At 73.0% G+C, this 21,598-nt stretch carries 18 protein-coding genes, 1 pseudogene and 1 riboswitch; of the genes and pseudogenes, 11 read left to right on the top strand and 8 right to left on the bottom strand.

Annotation, left to right across the window (positions count from 1 at the left end; translation table 11 throughout):
* Nucleotides 1-191 precede the first annotated feature (191 nt).
* Complete coding sequence (locus tag NI25_RS00345) at nucleotides 192-1,502, top strand: phytase (protein WP_061440470.1); 1,311 nt, start codon at nucleotides 192-194, stop codon at nucleotides 1,500-1,502.
* A gap of 356 nt (nucleotides 1,503-1,858) precedes the next feature.
* Here the strand turns inward: NI25_RS00345 and NI25_RS40705 are convergent, their stop codons facing one another.
* Nucleotides 1,859-2,074 carry a LacI family DNA-binding transcriptional regulator gene (locus NI25_RS40705; protein WP_199560792.1) on the bottom strand — a complete coding sequence of 72 codons (216 nt, stop codon included), beginning with the start codon at nucleotides 2,072-2,074 and terminating at the stop codon, nucleotides 1,859-1,861.
* A gap of 187 nt (nucleotides 2,075-2,261) precedes the next feature.
* On the opposite strand from NI25_RS40705, the gene NI25_RS00340 reads away from it, so the two are divergent.
* The 4 genes from NI25_RS00340 to NI25_RS00325 are packed head-to-tail and all read left to right on the top strand — an operon-like array spanning nucleotide 2,262 to nucleotide 8,381.
* Nucleotides 2,262-2,930, top strand: coding sequence for a DUF7019 family protein (locus NI25_RS00340; protein ID WP_061440469.1), 669 nt, complete (start codon nucleotides 2,262-2,264; stop codon nucleotides 2,928-2,930).
* Between the two features lie 11 nt (nucleotides 2,931-2,941).
* On the top strand, nucleotides 2,942-4,183 hold the full coding sequence (locus tag NI25_RS00335) for a protein kinase domain-containing protein (RefSeq protein ID WP_061440468.1): 1,242 nt from the start codon (nucleotides 2,942-2,944) through the stop codon (nucleotides 4,181-4,183).
* The gene (locus NI25_RS00330) at nucleotides 4,180-4,917 is read left to right on the top strand and encodes a hypothetical protein (protein WP_061440467.1); all 738 of its coding nucleotides are present in this window, start codon (nucleotides 4,180-4,182) and stop codon (nucleotides 4,915-4,917) included. Before NI25_RS00335 ends, NI25_RS00330 begins: the two co-directional genes overlap by 4 nt.
* Nucleotides 4,914-8,381, top strand: a complete 3,468-nt coding sequence (locus NI25_RS00325) for a serine/threonine-protein kinase (protein ID WP_061440466.1) — start codon at nucleotides 4,914-4,916, stop codon at nucleotides 8,379-8,381. Before NI25_RS00330 ends, NI25_RS00325 begins: the two co-directional genes overlap by 4 nt.
* A 1,024-nt stretch (nucleotides 8,382-9,405) precedes the next feature.
* Here the strand turns inward: NI25_RS00325 and NI25_RS37120 are convergent.
* Nucleotides 9,406-9,591 carry a hypothetical protein gene (locus NI25_RS37120; protein ID WP_078884466.1) on the bottom strand — a complete coding sequence of 62 codons (186 nt, stop codon included), beginning with the start codon at nucleotides 9,589-9,591 and terminating at the stop codon, nucleotides 9,406-9,408.
* Nucleotides 9,592-10,121: 530 nt separating this feature from the next.
* Here NI25_RS37120 and NI25_RS00315 point away from each other — a divergent pair.
* Both NI25_RS00315 and mgtA read left to right on the top strand, forming a co-directional pair.
* Entirely contained in the window at nucleotides 10,122-10,484 is a 363-nt protein-coding gene (locus tag NI25_RS00315) for an ArsR/SmtB family transcription factor (RefSeq protein ID WP_037798922.1), read from the top strand.
* On the top strand, nucleotides 10,477-13,206 hold the full coding sequence (gene mgtA / locus NI25_RS00310) for a magnesium-translocating P-type ATPase (RefSeq protein WP_078884465.1): 2,730 nt from the start codon (nucleotides 10,477-10,479) through the stop codon (nucleotides 13,204-13,206). Before NI25_RS00315 ends, mgtA begins: the two co-directional genes overlap by 8 nt.
* Here mgtA and NI25_RS00305 read toward each other — a convergent pair.
* Nucleotides 13,197-14,753 (bottom strand): LCP family protein, encoded by a 1,557-nt coding sequence (locus NI25_RS00305; protein ID WP_061440464.1) that lies wholly within the window; start codon nucleotides 14,751-14,753, stop codon nucleotides 13,197-13,199. The two genes, mgtA and NI25_RS00305, sit on opposite strands and share 10 nt — an antisense overlap.
* A gap of 151 nt (nucleotides 14,754-14,904) precedes the next feature.
* Between NI25_RS00305 and tatA the strand changes: the two genes are divergently transcribed.
* Nucleotides 14,905-15,177 carry a Sec-independent protein translocase subunit TatA gene (tatA, locus tag NI25_RS37115; RefSeq protein ID WP_078884464.1) on the top strand — a complete coding sequence of 91 codons (273 nt, stop codon included), beginning with the start codon at nucleotides 14,905-14,907 and terminating at the stop codon, nucleotides 15,175-15,177.
* Nucleotides 15,178-15,195: 18 nt separating this feature from the next.
* Here tatA and NI25_RS00295 read toward each other — a convergent pair whose 3' ends face one another.
* From NI25_RS00295 to NI25_RS00280, 4 genes are all read right to left on the bottom strand, one after another.
* On the bottom strand, nucleotides 15,196-15,426 hold the full coding sequence (locus tag NI25_RS00295) for a hypothetical protein (RefSeq protein WP_061440463.1): 231 nt from the start codon (nucleotides 15,424-15,426) through the stop codon (nucleotides 15,196-15,198).
* Nucleotides 15,427-15,605: 179 nt separating this feature from the next.
* Nucleotides 15,606-15,731 (bottom strand): hypothetical protein, encoded by a 126-nt coding sequence (locus NI25_RS40445; protein ID WP_267886327.1) that lies wholly within the window; start codon nucleotides 15,729-15,731, stop codon nucleotides 15,606-15,608.
* 886 nt (nucleotides 15,732-16,617) lie between these two features.
* Nucleotides 16,618-16,800, bottom strand: a complete 183-nt coding sequence (locus tag NI25_RS39580; RefSeq protein WP_061440461.1) for an ATP-binding protein — start codon at nucleotides 16,798-16,800, stop codon at nucleotides 16,618-16,620.
* A gap of 219 nt (nucleotides 16,801-17,019) precedes the next feature.
* On the bottom strand, nucleotides 17,020-17,826 hold the full coding sequence (locus tag NI25_RS00280) for an AraC family transcriptional regulator (RefSeq protein ID WP_061440460.1): 807 nt from the start codon (nucleotides 17,824-17,826) through the stop codon (nucleotides 17,020-17,022).
* Between the two features lie 102 nt (nucleotides 17,827-17,928).
* Here NI25_RS00280 and NI25_RS00275 point away from each other — a divergent pair, with 102 nt between their 5' ends.
* Both NI25_RS00275 and NI25_RS00270 read left to right on the top strand, forming a co-directional pair.
* Entirely contained in the window at nucleotides 17,929-18,717 is a 789-nt protein-coding gene (locus NI25_RS00275) for a sulfite exporter TauE/SafE family protein (RefSeq protein ID WP_078884826.1), read from the top strand.
* A 145-nt stretch (nucleotides 18,718-18,862) separates the two neighbouring features.
* On the top strand, nucleotides 18,863-19,060 hold the full coding sequence (locus NI25_RS00270) for an antitoxin (protein ID WP_053639679.1): 198 nt from the start codon (nucleotides 18,863-18,865) through the stop codon (nucleotides 19,058-19,060).
* Between the two features lie 167 nt (nucleotides 19,061-19,227).
* On the opposite strand, the pseudogene NI25_RS00265 reads toward NI25_RS00270, so the two are convergent.
* Nucleotides 19,228-20,067, bottom strand: a pseudogene (locus NI25_RS00265) (asparagine synthase-related protein); the annotation flags it as partial.
* A gap of 73 nt (nucleotides 20,068-20,140) precedes the next feature.
* Nucleotides 20,141-20,290: riboswitch (cobalamin riboswitch) on the bottom strand.
* Nucleotides 20,291-20,573: 283 nt separating this feature from the next.
* Between NI25_RS00265 and NI25_RS00260 the strand changes: the two are divergent.
* Nucleotides 20,574-21,554 (top strand): ferric reductase-like transmembrane domain-containing protein, encoded by a 981-nt coding sequence (locus NI25_RS00260; RefSeq protein ID WP_061440459.1) that lies wholly within the window; start codon nucleotides 20,574-20,576, stop codon nucleotides 21,552-21,554.
* Nucleotides 21,555-21,598: the final 44 nt, after the last annotated feature.

The following is a 21,598-nucleotide window of genomic DNA, read 5'->3' as shown; positions in this document are numbered from 1 at the left end:
GGTCGTGTGGACGGCGGGGCGGGCACATTCACCGCTCGGCCATGCGCCCGTCGTCGAGGGGTCGCCGGGGCGATGCGTGCCCTCCGCCTGCGTTCCCGATCATGTGACGTCGTCCCATGGGTGGGTGCGGTCGCGGCCGGACGCCGGTTGTGGGCCGGTCCCACCAGTTTCCCTGACGAAGGAGACCGTCCGTGCTCGCGTTCACAAGACGCCGTTCCCGTGTCGTCGCGGCGACGGCGACGCTGGTGTTCACCGCCGCCGTCGCGCACACACCCTCGGCGGAGGCCTCGGCGCCCGCCGCACCGCCCGTGGTCGTTCCCCGGGCCGAGACCGCCGCGCTGTTCGACGACGACGAGGGCGGTAACGCGAACGCCGACGACCCGGCGATCTGGCGCAACTCCGCCGACCCGGACGCCAGCCTCGTCATCGCCACGGCCAAGGAAGGCGGCCTGCGGGTCTACGACCTCGACGCCCGGCAGGTGCAGTCGGTCCCCGCGCCCGCGGCGCCCGGCGCGGACGACGCCCCCGGCCGCTTCAACAACGTCGACCTGGTGCACGACACGCCCCTGGGCTCCGGCGCCACGGACCTGGCGGTCGTCAGCGACCGCGGCAGCGACAAGCTGCGCATCTACCGCGTCGACGGCGACCGGCCCGGCGCCCCGCTCACCGATGTCACGGACCCCTCGGCGCCGTGGATCTTCTCCGGCTCGCAGGAGGAGGTCAACGAGGAGAGCACCGCCTACGGCCTGGCCGCCTACACGGACTCCGCGACCGGCAAGTCCTATGCGCTCGTCAGCCAGAACGCGACCACCCGCATCGCGCTGCTGGAACTGACCCCGACGAGCCGGGGCACCGTGTCCTATCGGAAGGTCCGCACCCTGGACCTGCCCGCCGTCTTCACGATGCCCGACGGCACGAAGTGGGCCCCCTGTGGCGATCCCGGCGAGGGTCCGCAGGTCGAGGGCATGGTCGTCGACCCGGAGACGGGCACGCTCTTCGCCGGGCAGGAGGACGTGGGCATCTGGCGCCTGCCGGCTGACCTCAAGGGTGCTCCCGTCCTGCAGGACAAGGTCCGCGAGTACGGCGTGCCGGCCACGTACGACGAGGCCTCCGACGAGTGCCTGGCGGGTGACGACCCCGGCTTCGGCGGTGACCGGGTGTCGGCGGACGTCGAGGGCCTGACCCTGCTGAGGCAGGACGACGGTGACGGCTACCTGCTCGCCTCCAGCCAGGGCGACGACACGTTCGTCGCCTACGACCGTGAACGCTCCGACGACTACGAGTACGAGGGCGGCTTCCGGGTGGGTGCCGCGTCCGGGTCGCTGGACGGCTCCGAGGAGTGCGACGGCGCCGACGTGCTCGCCGAGCCGCTCGGCAGCAGGTACCCGGACGGCCTGCTCGTCGTCCAGGACGGCCACACGGCCCCGGAGGACGGCGACCGGGAGGCCACCGGCTTCAAGTTCGTCGACCTCGCCGACGTCCTGGAGGCCCTCGACGACTGACGGCCTCCCGGGCGGCCCGCATCCCCGTCGAGCCGGTCGACGAGGAGCCGGGCCGCCGAACGGCCGATCTTTGGCGCCGGGTCGACGACCGCCGTCAGCGTGGGGGAGAGCATCGACCCCGCGCACCCCATCACCGGGACCGTCGGCGACCCGTGTGCCGAGGCGGAACGGGCGGGCCCCGGAACCGGCGATCAGGTCGAGGTCCGCGCGCTGTGCGCCGAACCACCCGAGCACGGTCGCGTCGAGCCGCCGGCGGTCGACTGGCGCAGTGCGGCCGGGAGGCGCGGACCGTCCGCCATGAGCGTCCAGCACACCGTCGTCAGGAGGCCGCGGGCGCAAGCGACGGGCTGGATGCCTCACTGGCTCGGTGTTGAACGGGTCGGTGATGTCCGGGGCGACGAACCCGACGGTGTCGGTGCGCTGGGTGCGCAGGCCGCGCGCCGACGGGTCGGCCCGGTGGCCGAGGCTGCGCCCGCGTCCTCGACCCGGGCACGAGTGGCCGCCGACACCGGCCGGCGGCCACTGATCACATGGGACACAGTCGTCACGCCGACTCCGGCGGCGGTCGTCACGTTCACGATCTTGACGCGGCCCGAGCCGTGCACATCCGCCTGCGTCCGGAGGCCGACGGGGTGCCCGGCTCGGGGCGGCACCGTGCAGCACCGAGCCGCGCACCCGACGCCGAGACGGGCGGAAGCGGTGCGGCGCCCGCTGACGGTGCTTCATACTGACCACTCAGGTGTGAGGGGAGGTTGCCCGGTGGCGTACCGGTTCTACCTGTACATCAGCGAGGTCAAGGTCGACATGCTGCTGGCCCAGCTCGGCCGGTCGTCCGCGGGCACGCGCACCACGGAGGTCGGCGTAGACCTCAAGGTCGTCAGCGGCAAGCGGACCGTTGAACGCACGGCCGACGCGGACGCCGTGAGCCGACTGGAGAAGGTGCTGAGGCGACTGGAGAAGGACGACGCCATCGGGACGGTGACGGAGCCCGGGCCCTTCTTCCGCGGCCGGTTGCCGATGCGCTGGGGTGCGCCGACGCACGGGGACGACAGCTCGCTGGTGTTCTTCGGCGGCCGCACCGGAGACACCGTCGTCTCCCTGGGCGGCTCCACCCGGCACGTCGTGGGGTCCTCGGACGACGCGGCGAGCGGCCCGCCGCTGGCCCGGTCGCTGCTCCCCTCCCTGCTCGACGGGCTGCGCCTCGACCCCCGGATCGCGGCCCTGTTCAACGCTGCCGACCCGTCGCCGCCCGTCGACCCCGACGGGCTCGCCCTGCGGGCGGTCCGCGAGGCCACCGACGGGCTGCGGGGACCGGCGCAGACCTTGGACTTCGTGGCCAGGCGACTGCTGCACGGGCCCGATCCCGACGGCAGGGACGGGGCGACGGTGGTGCTCGGCACGCCGTTGTACGTGGCCCTCGCGGACTGAGACGGGCGGCCATGGGCGGCACGGTACGGCTGGAGGCCGGCGGCACCGTCGCGCCGGTGCGCGCGTTCGTCTTCCGGGCACCGGCCGCCTTCGTCGTGGGCCGCACGCAGGACTGCGACTTGCGGGCCCCGGCCGGCGATCGACAGGTGTCCCGCCGCCACTGCGCGTTCGACATCGACCCCCCGACGGTGCGGGTGCGCGACCTCGGCAGCCACAACGGGACGTACGTCAACGGCATCAGGCTCGCGGCCACCGCTGCGCGTCCGTACGAACTGGCCGACGGCGACGAGGTGCGCCTCGGCGGCGTGGTGGTGAGCGTCTCCTCGACCGGCGCCGGCCACGCAGCACCTCACCGTCCACCACCCCCGGTCGACGCCACCCGGGCCGGCGACTACACGCTTGTGCGAAAACTCGGCAGCGGAGCTCAGGGAAGCGTCCATCTGGCACGGCACGAACCCTCCGGGGAACTTCGCGCGCTCAAGATGCTCCGTCCCGACGCCGTCCTCCGGCCCGAGCTGGTGCACGGCTTCCTGCGGGAGATCCGCACCACCAGGACCGTGCGCCATCCCCGACTGGTCGCCTTCCAGGAGGCCGGTTCCACCGGAACGCGACTCTTCATGGCCTGTGAGTACTGCGACGGCGGAAGCCTGGCCCAGCGGGTGGCGGAACAGGGCGGCCGGCTCATGCCCGAGCAAGGGGTCGCCCTGATCACCCAGGTTCTCGACGGTCTGTCACACCTGCACGGCACGCGCACCGCCGGGGCGAGCGACGGCCCGGAGCAGGCGCCCCCGGACCGGATGGTGCACCGGGACGTCAAACCGTCGAACATCCTGCTGACCGGTCGCCGGAGCGAGCCGGAGGTGAAGGTCGCGGACTTCGGCCTGGCCAAGGCCTTCGAGCGGGCGGGACTGTCCGGGCACACCGTGACCGGCGCCCTGGGCGGCAGCTTCGCCTTCATGCCGCGGTCCCAGATCGTCAACTACAAGTACGCCGGACCGAGCGTCGACGTGTGGGCCGCGGCGGCCTGCCTGTACTGGACGCTCACCGGGACCACACCCCGTGACTTCCCGTCCGGCGCGGACCCGGCCGAGGTGGTCCTGCGCGCACCGGTCCAGCCCGTCCGGCGAAGAACGCACCGGATCCCGGGCCGGCTTGCGAGACTGGTCGACAGCGTCCTGGCCGACGGGGACCGCGACGAGCGGCCCACACCGTCGGCCCAGGAGTTCGCACGTGCCTTGGGGGAGTCGCTGTGAGCCGATCGTCGGACGGTCCGTACGCGCGCCTGCACACGCGCATCATGGGGCACCCGCCCGGAGCCGGTGTCCCGCTCGACACGCTGCCGCGGCCCATCCGCCTGATGCTGATGTTCCGCGGCGTGTCCGCGGAGATGACGCTGCTGCGGGCGGGCGCGTTGGTGTGGCCGGCGCTGAACGAGGCGCCGGAGCACCGGTTCGGGCGGGTGGTGGCCGCCCAACTCGCCGACCTCGCGATGCGCGGGCACCTGTGGCTGAGCTACGGGGGCGAGTACGAGGGCCCCGCCGGGCTGGTGGTCACCCGGCATCCCGACGCCCCCGTGCCGACGGATCCGGAGGAGGCCCTGCTGCTGGAGGTGATCCTCGGCCCGGAGGAGAGCGTCCGGCTGGCCGGCCGCACCGACGGGCGGGCCTGGGACCTGCTGGCCGAGCTGGTCCACCGGAGGATCAAGGCGGACGGCCTCGCCTGGCACCGACGGGACCGGCGCCGCACCCGGCGCCTGCTGCTGCGGATGAAGCAGTGGATGCGCGCCTACGCGGCGCCCGGTGTGTCCTGGGAGGAGGTCACCGCGCTGCACCGCCACGGTTATCCCTATGCCGTGCTCTTCGGCATCGAGAACGGACCCGGGGCCTGGCCCGCCCCGCCCGAAGAGGAGGTCTACCTGCCCTCGCTGCTCCCGGTGGCCTGCACCATGGCGATCAACGGCCTGCGACCGCCGGGGGAGGGCGCATGACCCGATACGGCGACGACGACCCCACGCTCGACGCCACCGGCAGACCAACCGCCTCCGCGGACCGGCCGGCCGAATGGCCCGTGGGCACGCGACTGCTCGGCACCTACGAGATCACCGGCGCTCCCCGGAGCGGCGGCATGGGCGTCGTCTACCCGGCCCGGCACCTCGAATGGGACACGCTCCTGGCCGTCAAGAGCCCTCAACGGCACCTGCTCAGCCGGCCGGCCGACCGGGAGGGCTTCGAGCGGGAGGCCCGGACCTGGGTCGGCCTCGGACTGCACCCGCACATCTGCGCCTGCCACTACGTGCGCACGGTGGACGAGTTCCCCCGGGTGTTCGCCGAGTACGTGGAGGGCGGCAGCCTCGAGGACCGGATGCGCGGCGAGGACCCCGCGCTGTACCGGGGGGAGAAGCCGGCCGTCCTCGCCAGGATCGTGGACATCGCGGTGCAGACGGCCTGGGGCCTGGAACACGCCCACGCGCACCACGTGGTCCACCGGGACGTGAAGCCCGGAAACATCCTGGTCGGCGACGACGGACAGGTCAGGGTCACCGACTTCGGACTGGCTCAGGCACCCCTCGCCCACCGCGGCACCCCGCGCTACCGCTCACCGGAACAGGCCGCCGGTTCCGCGACGGGCCCCGCCACGGACCTGTGGAGCTTCGCGGCCACCGTGCTGGAGATGTTCACCGGAGGCGGTCCCTGGCTCGAGGGCGCCGCCGTCGCGGACGCGCTCGCCGACTACCGTGCCCGCGGCGAGGGCTGGGCGCGGCTGTGGCCCATGCCGGAGCGGCTCGCCGGCCTGCTGTCCAGGTGCCTGGCCGCCGCGCCCGAGGACCGGCCGACGGGCATGGCGGAGGTCGCGGCCGAGCTCACCGCCGTCCACGAGGAGCTCACCGGGCGGGCCCACCCCCGGGAGCGGCCGGTCGCCGCCAGGCTGCGCGCCGACGAGCTGAACAACCGGGCACTGTCGCTCCGTGACCTCCGGCGGGCCGGGGACGAAGAGGTGCTGCGGCTGTTGCACGGGGCCCTGGAGGCCGATCCGCGCCACCCCGAGGCGTCCTACAACCTGGGGGTGCTGCGCTGGCGCGCCGGCGAGATCACCGCCGCGGACGTGCTGCACGAACTCCGGTCGGGCCTGCCCGCGGAAACGGACCGGGCGAGCGCCGAACGCCGCTCTCGCATCCGGCGGTTGATGGAACTCGTCGACACCGAGCGGGGTGCGACGGCACCGGCCGTCACCATCCGTGTGACCGGTACCAGCAGGGTGGCCGTGATGCGCGCCCTGCCCGACGGGCGGCACCTGGTGGCCGGTCACGACGACGGCCGGCTCACCCTGCACGAGACGGCCACCGGCCGTACGGTGCGCACCCTCGACGGCCACGCGCCCCACTCGGTGAACGCGGTGCACGTGGCAGCGGACGGGCGGCATGCCGTCAGTACCGGCACGGACCGCGTCGTCAAGGTCTGGGACCTGACCACCGGCGCCTGTCTGCGCGCCAAGAAGCGCCGGGGGCCCACCGCCCTGATCACCGTGGCCCCCGATCTCCGCGTGATGGCCCTGCACCGGGTCTCCGTACAGCGCGATCGTGTACGCATCTGGCGGCTCGACGGCCGCCGCCGCCCCTACGTCGTCCGCGCCGCCGCCGAGGTGACGGCGAGTCCCCTCTTCCTCGGCGACCGCACCGTGCTGCTCGCCGAGGAGGGCGGCGCCATCGGAGTGTGGGACTGGCCCCGGGGCCTGCGCCGGGGCACGCTCGGCGGCCACACCCGGTCGGTGCGGAAAGCGGCCGCGGACCGGGCCGGTCGGCGCGTGATCACCGCCTCCGGCGATCACGACGATCTCACCGTCCGGGTCTGGGACGTCCCCGGCGGCAGGTGCCTGCACCGGCTCGACGGACATACCGGCCTGGTGGGCGCGCTCGCCGTGAGCCCGGACGGACGGTCCGCACTCACCGGTGGCGGCGACGACGTGGCACGGCTGTGGGACCTGGACACCGGGGACTGCGTACGCACCTTGGCCGGACACACCGGGCTGGTCGACGGGGTCGCGTTCGCAGACGCCTCCGTGGGACTGGCCCTCACCACGGAACTCCGTGGCCCGGCACGCGTGTGGGACCTCGCCACCGGGCGCTGCCTCCACGCCTTCGAGCAGGAAGACGTGTCGGGGGCGTGGTCCCACCTCACCCCGGACGGCCGGTACCTGCTCCAGGCCGGCAGCCGGAAGGTCGTCGTACGCAGCCTGTGGCCGCGCCCCCGTCCCGCGCCGCTGCAGGTGTGCCGCCCCCGCGCCGCCCTGGCCGCCGCCGTCGACGACGCCCGCGGGAAGGAACTGGCGGCGCGGGCGGACCGGGAGCGCGAGCGCGGGAACATCGGGGCCGCGCTCGGGTTGCTGCGTGAGGCCCGGTCACTGCCGGGCCAGGAGCGCTCACCGGAGTTGATGGCGGCCTGGCGGCGCGCGGCCCCCGGCGCCCGGCCGACCGGTTTCCGGACGGCGTGGCACAGCCGACGCCTGGACGGCGGCGGCGGTTCCCTCACCGGCGTCTGCGTCACCCCCGACAGCCGGTACGCCCTGTCGAGCGGCCACGCCGACGACGCCGTCCGAGTGTGGGACCTGACCACCGGCCGCTGTGTCCGGCAACTCGTCGGCCACGTCGGCAGGGTGCTGACCGTGTGCGTCACGTCCGACGGCCGGTACGCCGTGACCGGCGGCGCGGACGGGACCGTGCGGATGTGGGACCTCACCGTGCCGCCCATCGACCCGCGTCGCCCGCCGGACACCGTGTTCTCCGGCCGCTACCACACCCTCACCGGGCACGGCGCCGAGGTGCTCGCCGTCTGTGCGACGCCGGACGGCCGGCGTGCCGTGACCGGTGGCGCGGACGGCACCGTCCGGGTGTGGGACCTGGGCACGGGCGCGTGCGTCCACACGTTGACCGGCCACCGGGGACCCGTCGGGTCCGTGTGCGTGACGCCCGACAGCCGGTTCGTCCTGTCCGCCGGCATCCTCGACGCGGGCGTCCGCCAGTGGGACCTGGGCACCGGCCGCTGCGTCCGGATCCCGGAGACCTACCCGGCCGAGGGACCCGGTTCCCTGTGCCTGACCCCGGACGGCCACCTCGTGACGGCCACGATGCTGCCGTCGCAGGGCGGCGTGCGCATCCGGCACCTGGCCTCCGGCCGCTTCGTCCGCCGCCTCGACGCCGGGATCGGCGCGGGACTGCTGCGCGCCGTCCACGCCGTGCCCGTGGGCGGCTTCGTCCTCACCGCCGGTACGGACCACGTGCTGCGCCTGTGGGACGTCGCCACCGGACAGAACGCCGGCCGGCTCGACGGACACGGCTGCGACGTGAACGCCGTGTGCATGACCGCCGACTGGCAGCACGTCCTGGCCGCCGGCGACGACGGCTCCGTGCACATCTGGGACGTCGACTGGGAACTGGCCGAGCAGGATCCATGCTGAGGCCCCCGGGGGCCGTGGGAGCCCGGCGACGCGACCACGTCGTCCCCGGTCGTGGAGCCCACCGACACGGCCCAGTCGAGGTCCTCGTCCGCGTCGGCCTGGGCCACCAGGGCGGTGAACACCCGCTCCCAGGTGCCGTCGGCGGCCACATCCGCAGCCGGTTGTAGACCCCTCGCCAGTTGCCGTACTTCTCCGGCAGGTGCACCCACTCCGGGAGCCGACGGCTCGATCCGCGCCCACTGCGCATCAGTCAACGGCACACCCGGACCAACAACCAACTGATCCAAACGAAACTGCCCAGCCTGGTGGCGCAGGACGGTACCGTGCCCGGGGATACGTGGACTCGTTGTCTCCGGCGTCGGCGATTGTCGCCGTCTGCGCTGACGCGGTCGCCACGCCTTTCAGGTACTGGCAGCAACGCCGCCTTCGGCGTGGGAGCAACGCAGCTACATGGACCGGTACGGGGCCTCCCTGGCGCGGGCCGCGTTGGATCTCCAGACCAGGCTCTACAACATCTTGCACGGCCACGTCGTCGACTCGGACCCCGGCGGGGTTCGGGGTCCTGACGTCCTTCCTCACCCGGGGTGAAGGTGCCCTTCCCGCCGCGGTCTCCGGGTGGGGCGACTGGGCCGAGCTCCACCGCCAGCAGCAGCGCGTCGGCCTTGTGCACGCCCTGTCCGACGTCGCGGCCGTGGGCGTATTCACCGCCTCCCTCATGGCACGCTCCCGGGAAACAGCCACGCCCTGGGCAGAGGGCTCAGCCTGATCGGACTCACGCTGACCGGTGTCGGCGGCGCGCTGGGCGGCCACCTGGCCCACCGGCAGGCGTCGGGCGCCCACCACGCCGGGTATGTGGCGCATGTGGTCACTCCCGGCCGGCACGCGCTGGGGGAGGTGTCGGACTTCCCGCCACGTGTTGGCCGACCGCTGCAGCCACATGGCGGGCCCGCTGTCCGAGCTCCGCCGCCCCGTTCAGCCCCGGCGACGGTGCGCTGGTCGCGGGCATTGGGCCTTCCGGACCTGCTCAAGGCATAAAGAGAGCCAGAAAGATCACCACCAGAACGATCAAGGCGAGGATGAGCCAGAACTTCCCCCGCCGGCTCCTGCCGCGGCCCGCCACATCCTCGGGGCCTCCTCCGCCCCGGGGACGATCTTCCGGCAGCGGTGCATCTGCCGGCCGGTCTCGTGTGTAGAAGTCGTCGTCCGCCATCTCGGAGCTCCCTCCGTACTTCCTCCGAGTGCCCCCCCCGCGGCGCATCACTACCGCGATCCCTCCCGGCAGGAGGCCAACCCCCACCTCTACGCGGGCGGCGACCCGATCAACAACACGGACCCCAGCAGGGTGTCGTTGCTGAGTCTCGCGAGTGGCGCGATGAAGAAGGAGGGCGTCGCAAGCGACATCCTGGCGATGGGGCAGTTCGCGGGCAGTACGAAGAGGCGGCAGGTGCCGCGCTTCCCGGGCGGAACAATCTGCTGACGTTGAAGGCGGAGCCCGTCGAGGACGGGTTCGCCTTTCTCGTGCGCCCGACTCCCAACGGTGACGATGCCGTGAAGCATTCCGTGCGCTCCACGCGACGCTGGTGGTCTGAGCTGCCGGAACAGCTGGTCAGGCCGCCATCGTGAGCGGGCGTCCGCCCCAGCGGATGCCCTTCACCAACCCGGCGAACCTTCCTGGTCAGAGCACTAGACTGGTCGGCGCAAGGCACGGAGCTGGTGATCAGGCCGGAAGGGAGCAGGACCGTGGCGTCAGACGTCGGTGGGTCCGAGGATCCGCCCGCCGAGGTGCTGACGGAGGCGGCCGCCGCGTTCGGGCTGCTGGCGTCGTCCGCCCGGCTGCACATCGTGTGGGCGTTGTCGCAGGGTGAGAGTGACGTGAGTCACCTCGCGGACCGGGTGGGAGGGGCGTTGCCCGCGGTCAGCCAGCACCTGGCGAAGCTCAAGCTGGCCGGTCTGGTGCGCTCCCGCAGGGAAGGCCGACGGGTCGTCTACTTCGTCGACGACTCCGACGTGGTGACGGTGGTGCGCCTGATGGTCGGCCAGCTCACCGCCCGGGCCCAGGGCGCATCCGCCCCGGTGCGCCGGCTGCGCGGGTCCGGTGCGTGAGCCGGCCCCGGCGTCGCAGCCCGGCGGTGAAGGGCCGGCTCAGGGTGCCGCGTCGGCGCGGGAGGACTTCGCGGCCGCCGGCGTCCCCGTCGCAGGCCCCCGTGTTCCGACCGTGCTGCAGGTGCTGCGGCGACTCGACAGCACTCCGCGCGGGCTGACCGAGGCGCAGGCCCAGGAGCGGCTGGCACGGATCGGGCCGAACACGCTCCCCGTGCATCGCGGAGCCTCGTGGCCGCGGCTTTTCGCCCGCAGCCTGCGGGACCCGTTCACGGCGGTCCTGGGATGTCTCGGCCTGGTGTCGGCGACCGTCGCCTCGTGGGGCACGGCCTGCGTGATCCTGCTGCTCGTCGGAGTCAGCTGCGTCCTGCGCGCGACCCCGGAGCATCGGGCCGACCGTTCCATGGCCACGCTGCGCAAGATGGTCGCCACCACCGCCGCCACCCAGCGCCGCACGGAGGACGACGCGGCTCCCGTGCCGCGTGAGATACCGGTGGACGAACTGGTGCCCGGTGACGTGGTCCGCCTCGGTCCGGGGGACCCGGTCCCGGCCGACGTACGGCTGCTGCGCACCCGCGGGCTGACGGTGTATCAGGCCGCGCTCACCGGGGAGTCGGCCCCCGTGGCCAAGGACGCCAAGGACGCCGGCGACACGCCGGTCGTGGCCGGTTCCCACACGGGTTCCGCCGCGCGCGGCACGCATCCCGGAGTGGGGGGATTCCACGATCCCCGCCTCTGTTTCCAGGGCAGCAGCGTCGCCTCCGGCAGCGGCACGGCGGTCGTCGTGGCGACCGGTGCGCGGACCCGGTTCGCCGAGGCCCACGGCCGCCTCGCCGTGCAGCGGGAGACGAGCGCCTTCGACCGCTCCGTGCGCGGCGTCTCCTGGATCCTGATCCGGTTCATGCTGCTGACCCCGCCGCTGGTCCTGATGGCCAATGCCGCGCTGCGCGGGCGCGGCCTGGAAACGGTGCCGTTCGCCGTCGCGGTGGCGGTCGGGCTGACCCCGGAGATGCTGCCGGTCATCGTCTCCACCTGCATGGCCCGCGCGGCGGCGCTGCTGGCCCGTACGCACGGGGTGATCGTCAAACGGCTGACGGCCCTGCACGACCTCGGCGCCGTCGACGTTCTCTGCCTGGACAAGACCGGTACCCTCACCCAGGACCGTCCCGTCGTCCACCGCGCCCTCGACCCGGACGGCACCGAGAACTCCGCGGCGCTGCGCTGGGCCGCGGTGAACGCCTGGTCGACCCTTCATCTGGCCGATCTGCCCGCCCCCGACGCCCTCGACGAGGCGGTCCTGGACGCGGTGGACGAAGACGCCCTCATGTCGCACGACGCGGTGGCGGTCCTGCCCTTCGACCCGGTGCGGCGCCTTGCCACCGCGGTCGTCCGCACGCCGGGCCGGCTGGGCACGCACACGCTGGTCGTCAAGGGAGCCGTCGAGGCCGTTCTGGAGCGTTGCGCGCTGGCGGAGGACGAGCGGGACGGCCTGCTCGCCCGCGCCACCGCGCAGGCGAAGGACGGCCTGCGCGTGCTGGCGGTCGCCACCGCCGAACGACCCGCTCGCACCCGCGACTACACCCCGGCCGACGAACGCGGCCTGGTCTTCCGGGGCTTCGTCACCTTCCGGGACGCACCTGCGCCCACCGCCGCCGACACGCTGACCGCCCTCGCGGACCGAGGCGTCACGGTCAAGCTGTTGACCGGCGACCACCCGGGGACCGCTGTCCGGGCCTGCCGCGACCTGGGCGTCCAGGTCGGCCCGGAGGCCGTCCTCACCGCCGCGGACGTCGACGGGCTCGGCGACGACGAACTCGCCGCTGCCGCACGGCGTGCCACCGTCTTCGCGCGCTGCACTCCCGACCACAAGGCCCGGATCGCCGCCGCCCTCCGCTCCGGCGGGCACACCGTCGGCTTCCTCGGCGACGGTGTCAACGACCTGCCGGCCCTGCACGCGGCCGACGTCGGCATCGTCCACCGCGACGCCGTGGCCGTCGCCCGGGAGAGTGCCGACGTGGTCCTCGCGGACAAGGACCTCACCGCGATCGACCACGCCATCACGGCGGGGCGTCACTCCGGCGCCAACATCGCCACCTATCTGCGCATCATCCTGTCCTCGAACCTGGGCAACGTGATCGCGATGCTCGCCGCGGGGCTCCTGCTCCCCTTCCTGCCGATGCTCCCGGCCCAGGTCCTCGCCCAGAACCTCTGCTTCGACGCGGCCCAGCTCGCCTTCGCCCACGACCGGCCCGATCCGCGGACGCTGCGCCGCCCCACCCTGCTGCGTCCGCGCCAGCTCTTGCGCTTCATCACCGGCTTCGGCCTGCTCAACGCCGTCGCCGACCTGGCCACCTTCGGTGTCCTCGCCCTCACCCTGTACGGGCCCGACGGCCTGGACGACGAGGCGGTCTTCCACTCCGGTTGGTTCACCGAGAACCTGGTCACCCAGGCCCTGGTGATGCTGATCCTGCGCGGCGCGGGGCGCGTCCCGGGCCCGGTCGCCTGGGCGGCGGTCGCGCTGACCGCCGCGGGACTGCTGCTACCGGTCTCGCCCCTCGGTTCCCTGCTCGGCCTCACGGCCCTGCCGGTCCTGTACTACGTGCTGCTCGCCGTCGTCCTCGTGCTCTACGCGGCCGGGCTGACGGCGGCGAGGACGCGCTACGACCAACGGCGAGGGCCCGGCTCCGGGCGCATCCGTCCGGTCCGCGGCCCGCGTCACCCGTAGGACAGGTCCGAGCACAGGTCGTCGTCGGCGGAGCGGGCCCCGTCCGCAACGGAGGAGGGCACGGTGGACGGTTCGGGCGCGGCGGAGCTGCCGCTGGTGGCGTAGGACGCTCCCAGGACCACACGGACGCCGGACCCGTCGGCGGGCCGGAGCTGAGCGCCGGAGAAGACCGCGGCGACCGTCCGGGCCTGGGTTTCGAGGCCCGCGCCGTACTCGATCACGGTGGTGGCGTGGTCCTGACTGTTCGCGTTGGCGGTGCCGGTGACCGTGAAGCCGTGCTCGGTGAGCGTCGCCGCGGCGTTCGAGGCCAGGCCGGGCACGGTGGTGCCGTTGTAGACCGCGACCTCGATGCCGTCGCCGGACACCCGCTCCTCGGCCTCCGCCCTCGGTGAGGCGGAGGCGGAGGCCTGTGCCGTACTCCTGCCGCTGGCATCGGTGCCGTCGACGGTGCGGTCGGCCCTGAGCGCGGCCCACAACCGCTCGGCGTCCGGCTCGACGATCGCGACGCGGCTGCCCTCGTACCGCCAGGGTATGGTGACGAACTTCGTACTGTGCAGGTCGATGTCCTTCAACGACATCGCGAAGGAGATCAGCTTGTCGGCCGTGCCCAGGCCCGGGTCGACGGTCATCGACTTGGTGGCCGCGTCGGCGAGGGGGAGCAGCTTGGTCGGCGTGAGCCCGTTGCTCTTGATCTTGCCGATGAGGCTGGCGACGAAGGCCTGTTGGCGTTTGATGCGGCCGATGTCCGAGCCGTCGCCGATGCCGTGCCGGAGGCGTACGTAGTCGAGGGCCTGCTGTCCGGCGACGGTCTGCTCGCCCTTCTTGAAGAGCAGGCGGCCCTGTGTGGTGCGGTGGGGGTTGAGGTCCTTCTCGTGCACGTCGCCGGGGAGGCACACGTCCACCCCGCCCACGACGTCCGTCAGTGCCGCGAAGCCCTTGAAGTCGACGACGACGGTGTGGTCCACGCGCAGACCGGTGAGCTTCTCGACCGTGTTCTGAGTGCAGGCGGGGTTGCCCTTCGCCGTCTGCCCCACCGAGAACGCCGAGTTGAACATCGCGTTGGTCCGCGTCGTCGTCCAGGTGCCGTCGGGAAGCTTGCACGGCGGGATGGTCAGCAAGGTGTCGCGCGGGATGGAGACGGCTGTCGCGTGTTTGTGGTCGGCGTGGATGTGCAGCAGGAACGCCGTGTCGGAGCGGCCGACGTCGTCCTTGCTGCCGCCTCCCAGCGCGCTGTTGCCGTCCGTGCGCGCGTCCGAGCCGATGACGAGGACGTTCCCGCCCTTGGAGGAGCCGGCCTCCGGACGGTTCTTGGACAGGCCGTCGCCGTCGAAGGTGTCGATGTTGCCGCTGAGCTTCAGATAGATCCAGCCCAGGCCGGCCGTGCCCAGCACCGTCACGGCCAGTGCGGTCAGGAGCGTGATCCGCAGAGTGCTGCGCCTGCGGCGCCGCGCTGTCGCGGCGCGGCGCCGGGTGGATCCACCGCGGCGGGGCGGATCCACCCGGCGCCGACGGCGGGAAGGGCTGGTGCGATCGTGCGTGGTGGTCACTGGCGCGTCCTCATACGTCCTCATCCATACGGCTCATACGGAGGGGACGACTGACCCCACTCCCATGGTTGTACAGTTGCGCAATATAGCAATTGTTGGCTCCGTGCCGTCCGGTGCGGACCGCCAACCGGCGACAAGGAGAGTGGACGGAATGCTCCGCAATGGACTGGAACCCTGGCACCTGCTGATCGTGGCGATCGTGACCATCGCGCTGTTCGGGTCGAAGAAGCTGCCCGAGACCGCCCGCGCCCTGGGCAAGTCGATGCGCATCCTCAAGAGCGAGGCCAAGGCCATGAAGGCCGACGACGCCACGCGTCCCGCTGGGACCGGCGACGCGCCCACCCCCACCGCCGCGGTGCCGCGAGTGGGCGGCACCGCGCCGGGGGAGGCCCGGCCGGCCGCCGGGGGCGACTCGGCCCGCTGAGACCCGGGCGTCCCCGGATCAGGGGCTGGCCGCGTCGAATCCGTACCGCAGGGGCTGGTCCTTCACCCGGACGTCGCGCCGGTAGACGTACACGGCCTCCACCCGCACTCCGTCGGGCACGTCGTCCGGTGCGCAGGGGCGGGTCACCTGGATCACCCAGGGCCGCCCCGCCACCCTCATGTGTGCCCCGTCGACCGGCCCCCCGGTGAGCAGCGCGGTCTCCCAGCTTGTCGCGTCGGCAGTGTCCATGGTGACAGTTTAGAGGTTGCGCAACTTTACGAGTGTCGTGAGGTGGATCACGGGGGACCGGGCGACTGCCTCCGGCGAACGGCAGGGTTCGCCGGACGACTGCCTCCGGCGGACCCTGCCGGCGGTGAACTCCACCTCCGCCGCGACGACCCGGCCATCGAGGACGTCGTCCCCGCCGTTTACTGCCCCGACAAGGGCACCGACAGCAGGGGTACCGCGGCACCGGCCACGATCGCATCGACCACCTGCTCGACGGTGAGTCCGTCGGTGTCGACGCACCGATCACCGGTCCCGGCGTCTTCCATGCCGGCGGCCACCGCCGCCGCTTGGTCGGCGACGTGCAGGAGGCGTGCGACGGGCTGACCCCGTAGAGGGCCGCCCGGTTGAGTCCAACTGCGGCCTCGACCGCGGCAGATGATGCGTGCCGCCAAGTGCCGTCGTCCGGCGTGCAGTCGGCTCAGGGCGAACGCGGCCGCAGGCACCGCTTCGGAGTACGCCCGGACCATGGCCTCGCCCTCGACCGGGCCGGACACGACGAGGCACTGGGCCCCGGCCTCGCGGTAGGTCCGCCACACGGCGGCCGGATTGCGGGCCGGCCTTGACCCCGTGGTTGGCGGGACCACCCGGAACCGGGCCGCACCAACCGAGCTGGTCGAGATCGAGACACGCGGCGGTGGCACCGGCGCCCAGGACTCTTCGGTAGACCTCGAAGCCGACGGCCGACTTGCCGACGCCGGTCGTGCCGCACAGCCACAGAACCGGAGGACGGGCGGAAGGCTCCGCCCGCGCCGGGCGCGGGTTCCCGTGCCCGGCGGCGACCACCGAAGGCTCGGACGCGTCAGCCGGCCGGCCGAAAGCCGGGACCGGCCAGCCACCGGTCCGTTCCCCCACGCGCCGCACCACCTCGTCCACCCGCAATCCGCTGGTGTCGACGCAGGCATCCGCGAAGGTGCTCACGTCCAGCACCTCGGCCTCCCACAGCATCTCGTCGACCACCTCGGCAGGCCCTCCACGCCCGGTGAGCCACTGCCGGAGCACCTCCCGGTCGGCACGCAGACGGCAGACCGTCACCGCGGCCCGCGGAATCTCCTCCATGTGGCTCCGCGGGCGGGACCGACGACACCCGGCACGACGAGACACCGTGCGCCGGCCGCCCGGATCCGGCCACCACGGCACCCACGTTGCGTGCCTTCATACGGTGCCGCCCCGGACCCCCGCAGGCTCGGGGTAGCAGATCCCCACCTGGTCGACGTCGACGAAGGCGCCCTCGATCCCGTCCCGCCCGAGGCGGGAGTACAGCTCCCAGGCGACCGTGGTCTTCCCGACTCCCGGCGGACCGCGGAGCCACAGCACGGGGAACGGCTCGCCACTCACGGTCTTGCCGCCACATCCGCGCGACGGACCGCTCCGGGGGGCGCGGGTTCGTCGACAGAAGTCATGGCCCCGGATGTTCTCCGCCGCGCACGTGGTCGTCGACGGATTTCGGCACGCGAGCGTCGGCCCTCGCCGCGGTAGCCGTCGCCCCGAGGACCCGGGTGTGCCGATGGAACCGTCACCTGGAGGGAGACGCCTCCGGGTCGCCGGGCGTTCTGTTCACGAAGGGTCCCTGACGAGGCCGTGCACGGTCGACCGCCCCCGGTGCCCCCGGGTGAACCGGGACGGTGGGACACCGAAGGTGCGGGTGAAGGCGGCGGTGAACGCGGCGGGGGAGGCGTAGCCGAGCCGGCCGGATACCTCGCTGACCGAACCGGACCGCAGCAGCGGCACCGCCGCGAGCAGGCGCGCCCGGCCCCGCCAGACGGCCGGACTGTCGCCCGTCTCGGCCCGGAAGCGCCGCGTGAACGCCCGCTCGCTCAGGTGCGTCCGCGCCGCCCAGGCGGCATTGGAGACCCCGGTGTCCGGGGCGGCCAGATACTCCCGGCACAGCGCCGCCAGGTCCGCGGACGCGGGGATGCGGACGTGGAACGGGAGCGGGGCACGCGCGGCGATCTCGTGCAGCAGGAGGTCGGCCACGCTGCCGTCGCGTCCGGCCAGGCTGTAGTCGGCCTCGAACTCCACGGCCGCCAGCAGCAGTTCACGCAGGAGCGGCGGCACGTCCACGACCGTGCAGGTGTCGGGCCACCACGGCACGGCGTCCGGCTCGATGTACAGACTGCGAGTGCTCACGCCCAGCATCCGCACCCGGTGCCGGGTGCCGGACGGGATCAGGACGGCCCGCTCGGGCGGCACGGTCCAGGTGCCGTCGTCGGTGTCGACCACCATGACTCCGGTGGCGCCGTACAGGAACTGCGCGCGCCGGTGCTCGTGCCAGTCCAGGAGGTGGCCGGGCGGGTAATCGGTGCCGATCGGCAGCACGGCCCGGTCCACGTCGTCGACGTCGGCCAAGGGGACGTTCTTCACCCGGCCAGCCTACGGCCGTCGTGGCCGGGTCGCGAAAGTATGGTGCCGGACATCGAATGCGGGCGCCGCCGCCGGACTGGTGAAGTGGCCGGTGTGGAATTCGTGGCTCTGCTCGGAATCGGGCTCCTGACCGGTGTGACCACCGTCCTGTTCGGGTTCGGCGGCGGTTTCGTCACCGTCCCCGTCGTGGTGTGGGCGGACTCCGCGCTCGGCGCGGACGCGATACGGGTGGCGACGGCCACCTCGGCCCTGGTCATGGTGGCCAACGCCGCCTTCGCCACCGTCGTCACGCCCCGCCGGGTGCTGGGCGTCCTCCGCGGCGGCGGCCCGCTGCTCCTCCTGCTCGGCGCCGGCGCCTCGGCCGGGGCACTGGCCGCGCGCCACGCGCCGGCCGGGCTGATCCGCTGGGCGTTCGTCGCGTACGTCGTCCTCACCGTCGTCGACCTGCTGCTGCGCCCCGGCTTCCTGCGCCCGCGCGCCCGGGCCGCGGTGGCCCCGGGTGCCCCGCGCCCCTTGCCGGCCGCCGTCGGCGCACCCGTCGGCGCGGTCGCCGCCTTCCTCGGCGTGGGGGGTAGTGTCATGACCGTCCCCGCGATGCGCCGGGCCGGGTACACGATGCACGTGGCGACCGCGCTGGCCAACCCGCTGACCCTCGCGATCGCGCTCCCGGCCGCCGCCGTCTTCCTGGGCGGCTCCGGGGGCCTTGTCGGCACCGAGGCCGACGTGACCTTGGTGGGCCTCGTCGACCCGCGCGCGGCCGGAGCGCTGCTGCTGGGCGCCCTGCCGGTGATCGCGGTGCTGCGCCGACGCCCGCCGAGCATCCCCGACCGCCTGCACGCCTGGACGTACGTAGGGCTGCTGGCCGCGGTGGCTCTCGCGATGGTGCGGTGAACGCTTGACGGCTGCGGTACGGCGCCGGTCGCCGGGCAGGGACCGGGCCGACCTTCGGCTTCACGCCCTGCTCGGCCCTTCGGGCCGTTTACGGGTGAGATCATGAGCACCTGACTACTACAGCCCTGTAGAAGGGGGACGGTTCATGTTCGACAGCCTGAAGCACCTCAAGGACAAGCTGGAGGATGTCGCCGAGGAGCACGGTGACAAGATCACCAGTGGTCTGGAGAAGGCCGGCGACCTCATCGACGACAAGACCGGCGGCAAGCACAGTGACAAGATCGACGCCGCCGTCGACAAGGCCCAGGACTACATCGAGAAGCTGGGCGACAAGAAGGACTGACGACACGCCGTCGCGTACGAGCCCCGTGTCCTGTCCGTGCCGAACCGTTCAGCTCCGCCCGGCCCCTCTCCCGGGGCCGGGCGGAGGGAAGCACCGACCCGCCGGGGCACCGGGCACACGGGCACCCGGGCATCCGGGCCGACAGGACAGGTCCAGGGACGAGTCGTTCAGCTCAGATCCAGTTCGGGCTGGTAGAGGTCCAGCCAGAGGGCGAGGTCGAGGGCTCGTTCCAGGCCGCGCCGGTCCGTCTGGCTGTTCATCGGCGCCTTCCGTTCGGCGGCCCGCCGCAGGCGGCCGGGGTCGACGAGGTCGAAGACGGGGTGGCCGGTGCGGGTGAGCAGGTCCTTGGCCTGGTCCTGGAGGGCTGCCGCGTACTGGGGGTCCTGGGTGGACGGGTAGGGGCTCTTGACCCGGTCGTAGACGGACTGCGGCAGCACGTCCGCGGTCGCCTCGCGCAGCAGGGTCTTCTCCCGGCCGTCGAAGGACTTCAGCGCCCAGGGGGTGTTGTACACGTACTCGACGAGCCGGTGGTCGCAGAAGGGGACGCGGACCTCCAGGCCGACGGCCATGCTGGCGCGGTCCTTGCGGTCGAGCAGGATGCGCACGAAGCGGGTCAGGTGCAGGTGGCAGATCCGCCGCATCCGGTACTCGAAGTCGCTCTCGCCGTCCAGGCGCCGGATGCCGGCCACGGCGTCGCGGTAGCCGTCGGCGACGTACGCGGGCAGGTCCAGTTCCGCCGTCAGCTCGGGGCGCAGCACGTCCGTGTCCTCCCCCATGTGGCGGATCATCGACACCAGCCAGGGGAAGGTGTCGGCGCGGCGTGCCTCCTCGTCGAAGAACTGCAGGTATCCGCCGAAGACCTCGTCGGCGGACTCGCCGGACAGCGCCACGGTGGAGTGGTCGCGGATCGCCCGGAAGAGCAGGTACAGGGAGGCGTCCATGTCGCCGAGGCCGGCCGGCAGGTCCCGGGCGCGGACGACCTCGGCACGGACCCCGGGGTCGGCGAGGGGGCCTGGGCGTCCAGCCGACCCAGTCCACGAGGTCACGTGCACGGCCCGCGCGCAACGCGGGCGCAGTGGCAGGTCTTCGGACTCGCGGGCTCGTCCGCCGAAAGGGCGGACACCTGCCGGCCGTCTCTTCCCCGGCCCTGACGCGGGCCCAGTGACATCGACGGCTTTCGTTCCCACTCACCGCTGCGGGACAGTCCCGGACTCGCACCGGGTTCCCTCTGGCGTCGCGCCGCCGGCGTCCGGGCGGACGGGAGGCGCGAACCGACTGCGTGCATCAGCGCAGAGGCGCGTCCATTCCCGCGGCAGTGGGGCTTCGGCTGTTGTCTTGCATGGGGAGGGGCGGCAGAAACCAGGTGTGGCCCCCCGTGCAGTCCTCGTGGCGGCTCTGGCCGGATAGAGCCTCTGGAGATCACTCTCTCATCGGCCAGACTTGTTGCCCCACGCCACATGACGCCACATGAGCACCGCTGCTGCTGCGGTGACCCGTGACCGGGAGGCCCCTGATGACGTCAGACACGAGGCCGGACGAAGACGGGGCAGTGGCCCCGCCCGGACGGCTGCGGCCTCCCGGGGACCGTGTCGCTCTGCGTGGCGATCTGCGGTCCGCCCTTCCCGACGCCACCGCGTCGGTGGTGGTTACCGCGCTTGTGTTCGCCCTCCTGTGGGCCCGCATGGAGTCGGGTGCTTCGGACACCGTCGCGGTCATGCCGTTCATGGACGATGCCGGCACCTACTGGATGTACTTGCTCAGCCAGGCGTTCGGCTGGTCGGGGCTGCTGTGGGCGTGGGGCACGGTCATGCTCGGCCTGTTGTTGTCGGGGCCGCGACCAGTCCGGCTGCCGGTCTCCCGGCAGGTGCTGGAGCGCTGGCACCGCACCACGAGCCTGACGACCATGGCGCTGATGTTCGCCCACGCGCTGATGTTCGCGGCGGAACTCGTACGCTACGAGACCGAGGTGGACTGGGCGGAACGGCTCTGGGTGGCCTTCGCCGACAGCTTCGTGCCCGGCTGGTACGACTCCGGAACCGGCCGGATCGCCATCCCCATCGGCCAGGGTGCCCTCTACCTGGCGATTCCGCTGGGGCTGCTCTTCTACGTCCGGCACCGCATCGGAGCGAACACCTGGCGACGGCTCCACCGGTTCGTGATCGTCGTCTACGTGCTGAGCGTGTGGCACACGCTGCTGTACGGAACCAACGTCTGGTACGGGGAGTGGCCGCGCACCGTCCTTTGGGTGCTGCAACTCCCGGTCGCGGTACTCCTGTTGGTCCGTCTGCTGCGGCCCGCCAGGCGGGCCGAACGACTGGGTCCACCCGGCAGGGACGTGGCCAGGCCGGGGTGGTGGGTACGGGGGGCGGGACGGCTCGCGGTCGGGGCCGTTGTCGTCGGGCTGGTCGTCGCGGTGGTGTCCGGTCGCGACGGCGGACGGGACCGGCCGACCCATCCGCCCGCGACGGCCCCGCACGCCCAGGAGACGGACTGACGGCCGGCACCGGGCGGGCCGGAGGACGTACCGGGATGGGACGA

Origin of the sequence: Streptomyces sp. CCM_MD2014 (assembly GCF_000772045.1) — a bacterium.
GTDB lineage: Bacteria > Actinomycetota > Actinomycetes > Streptomycetales > Streptomycetaceae > Streptomyces > Streptomyces salinarius.
This window is presented reverse-complemented; position numbering and strand designations above follow the sequence as displayed.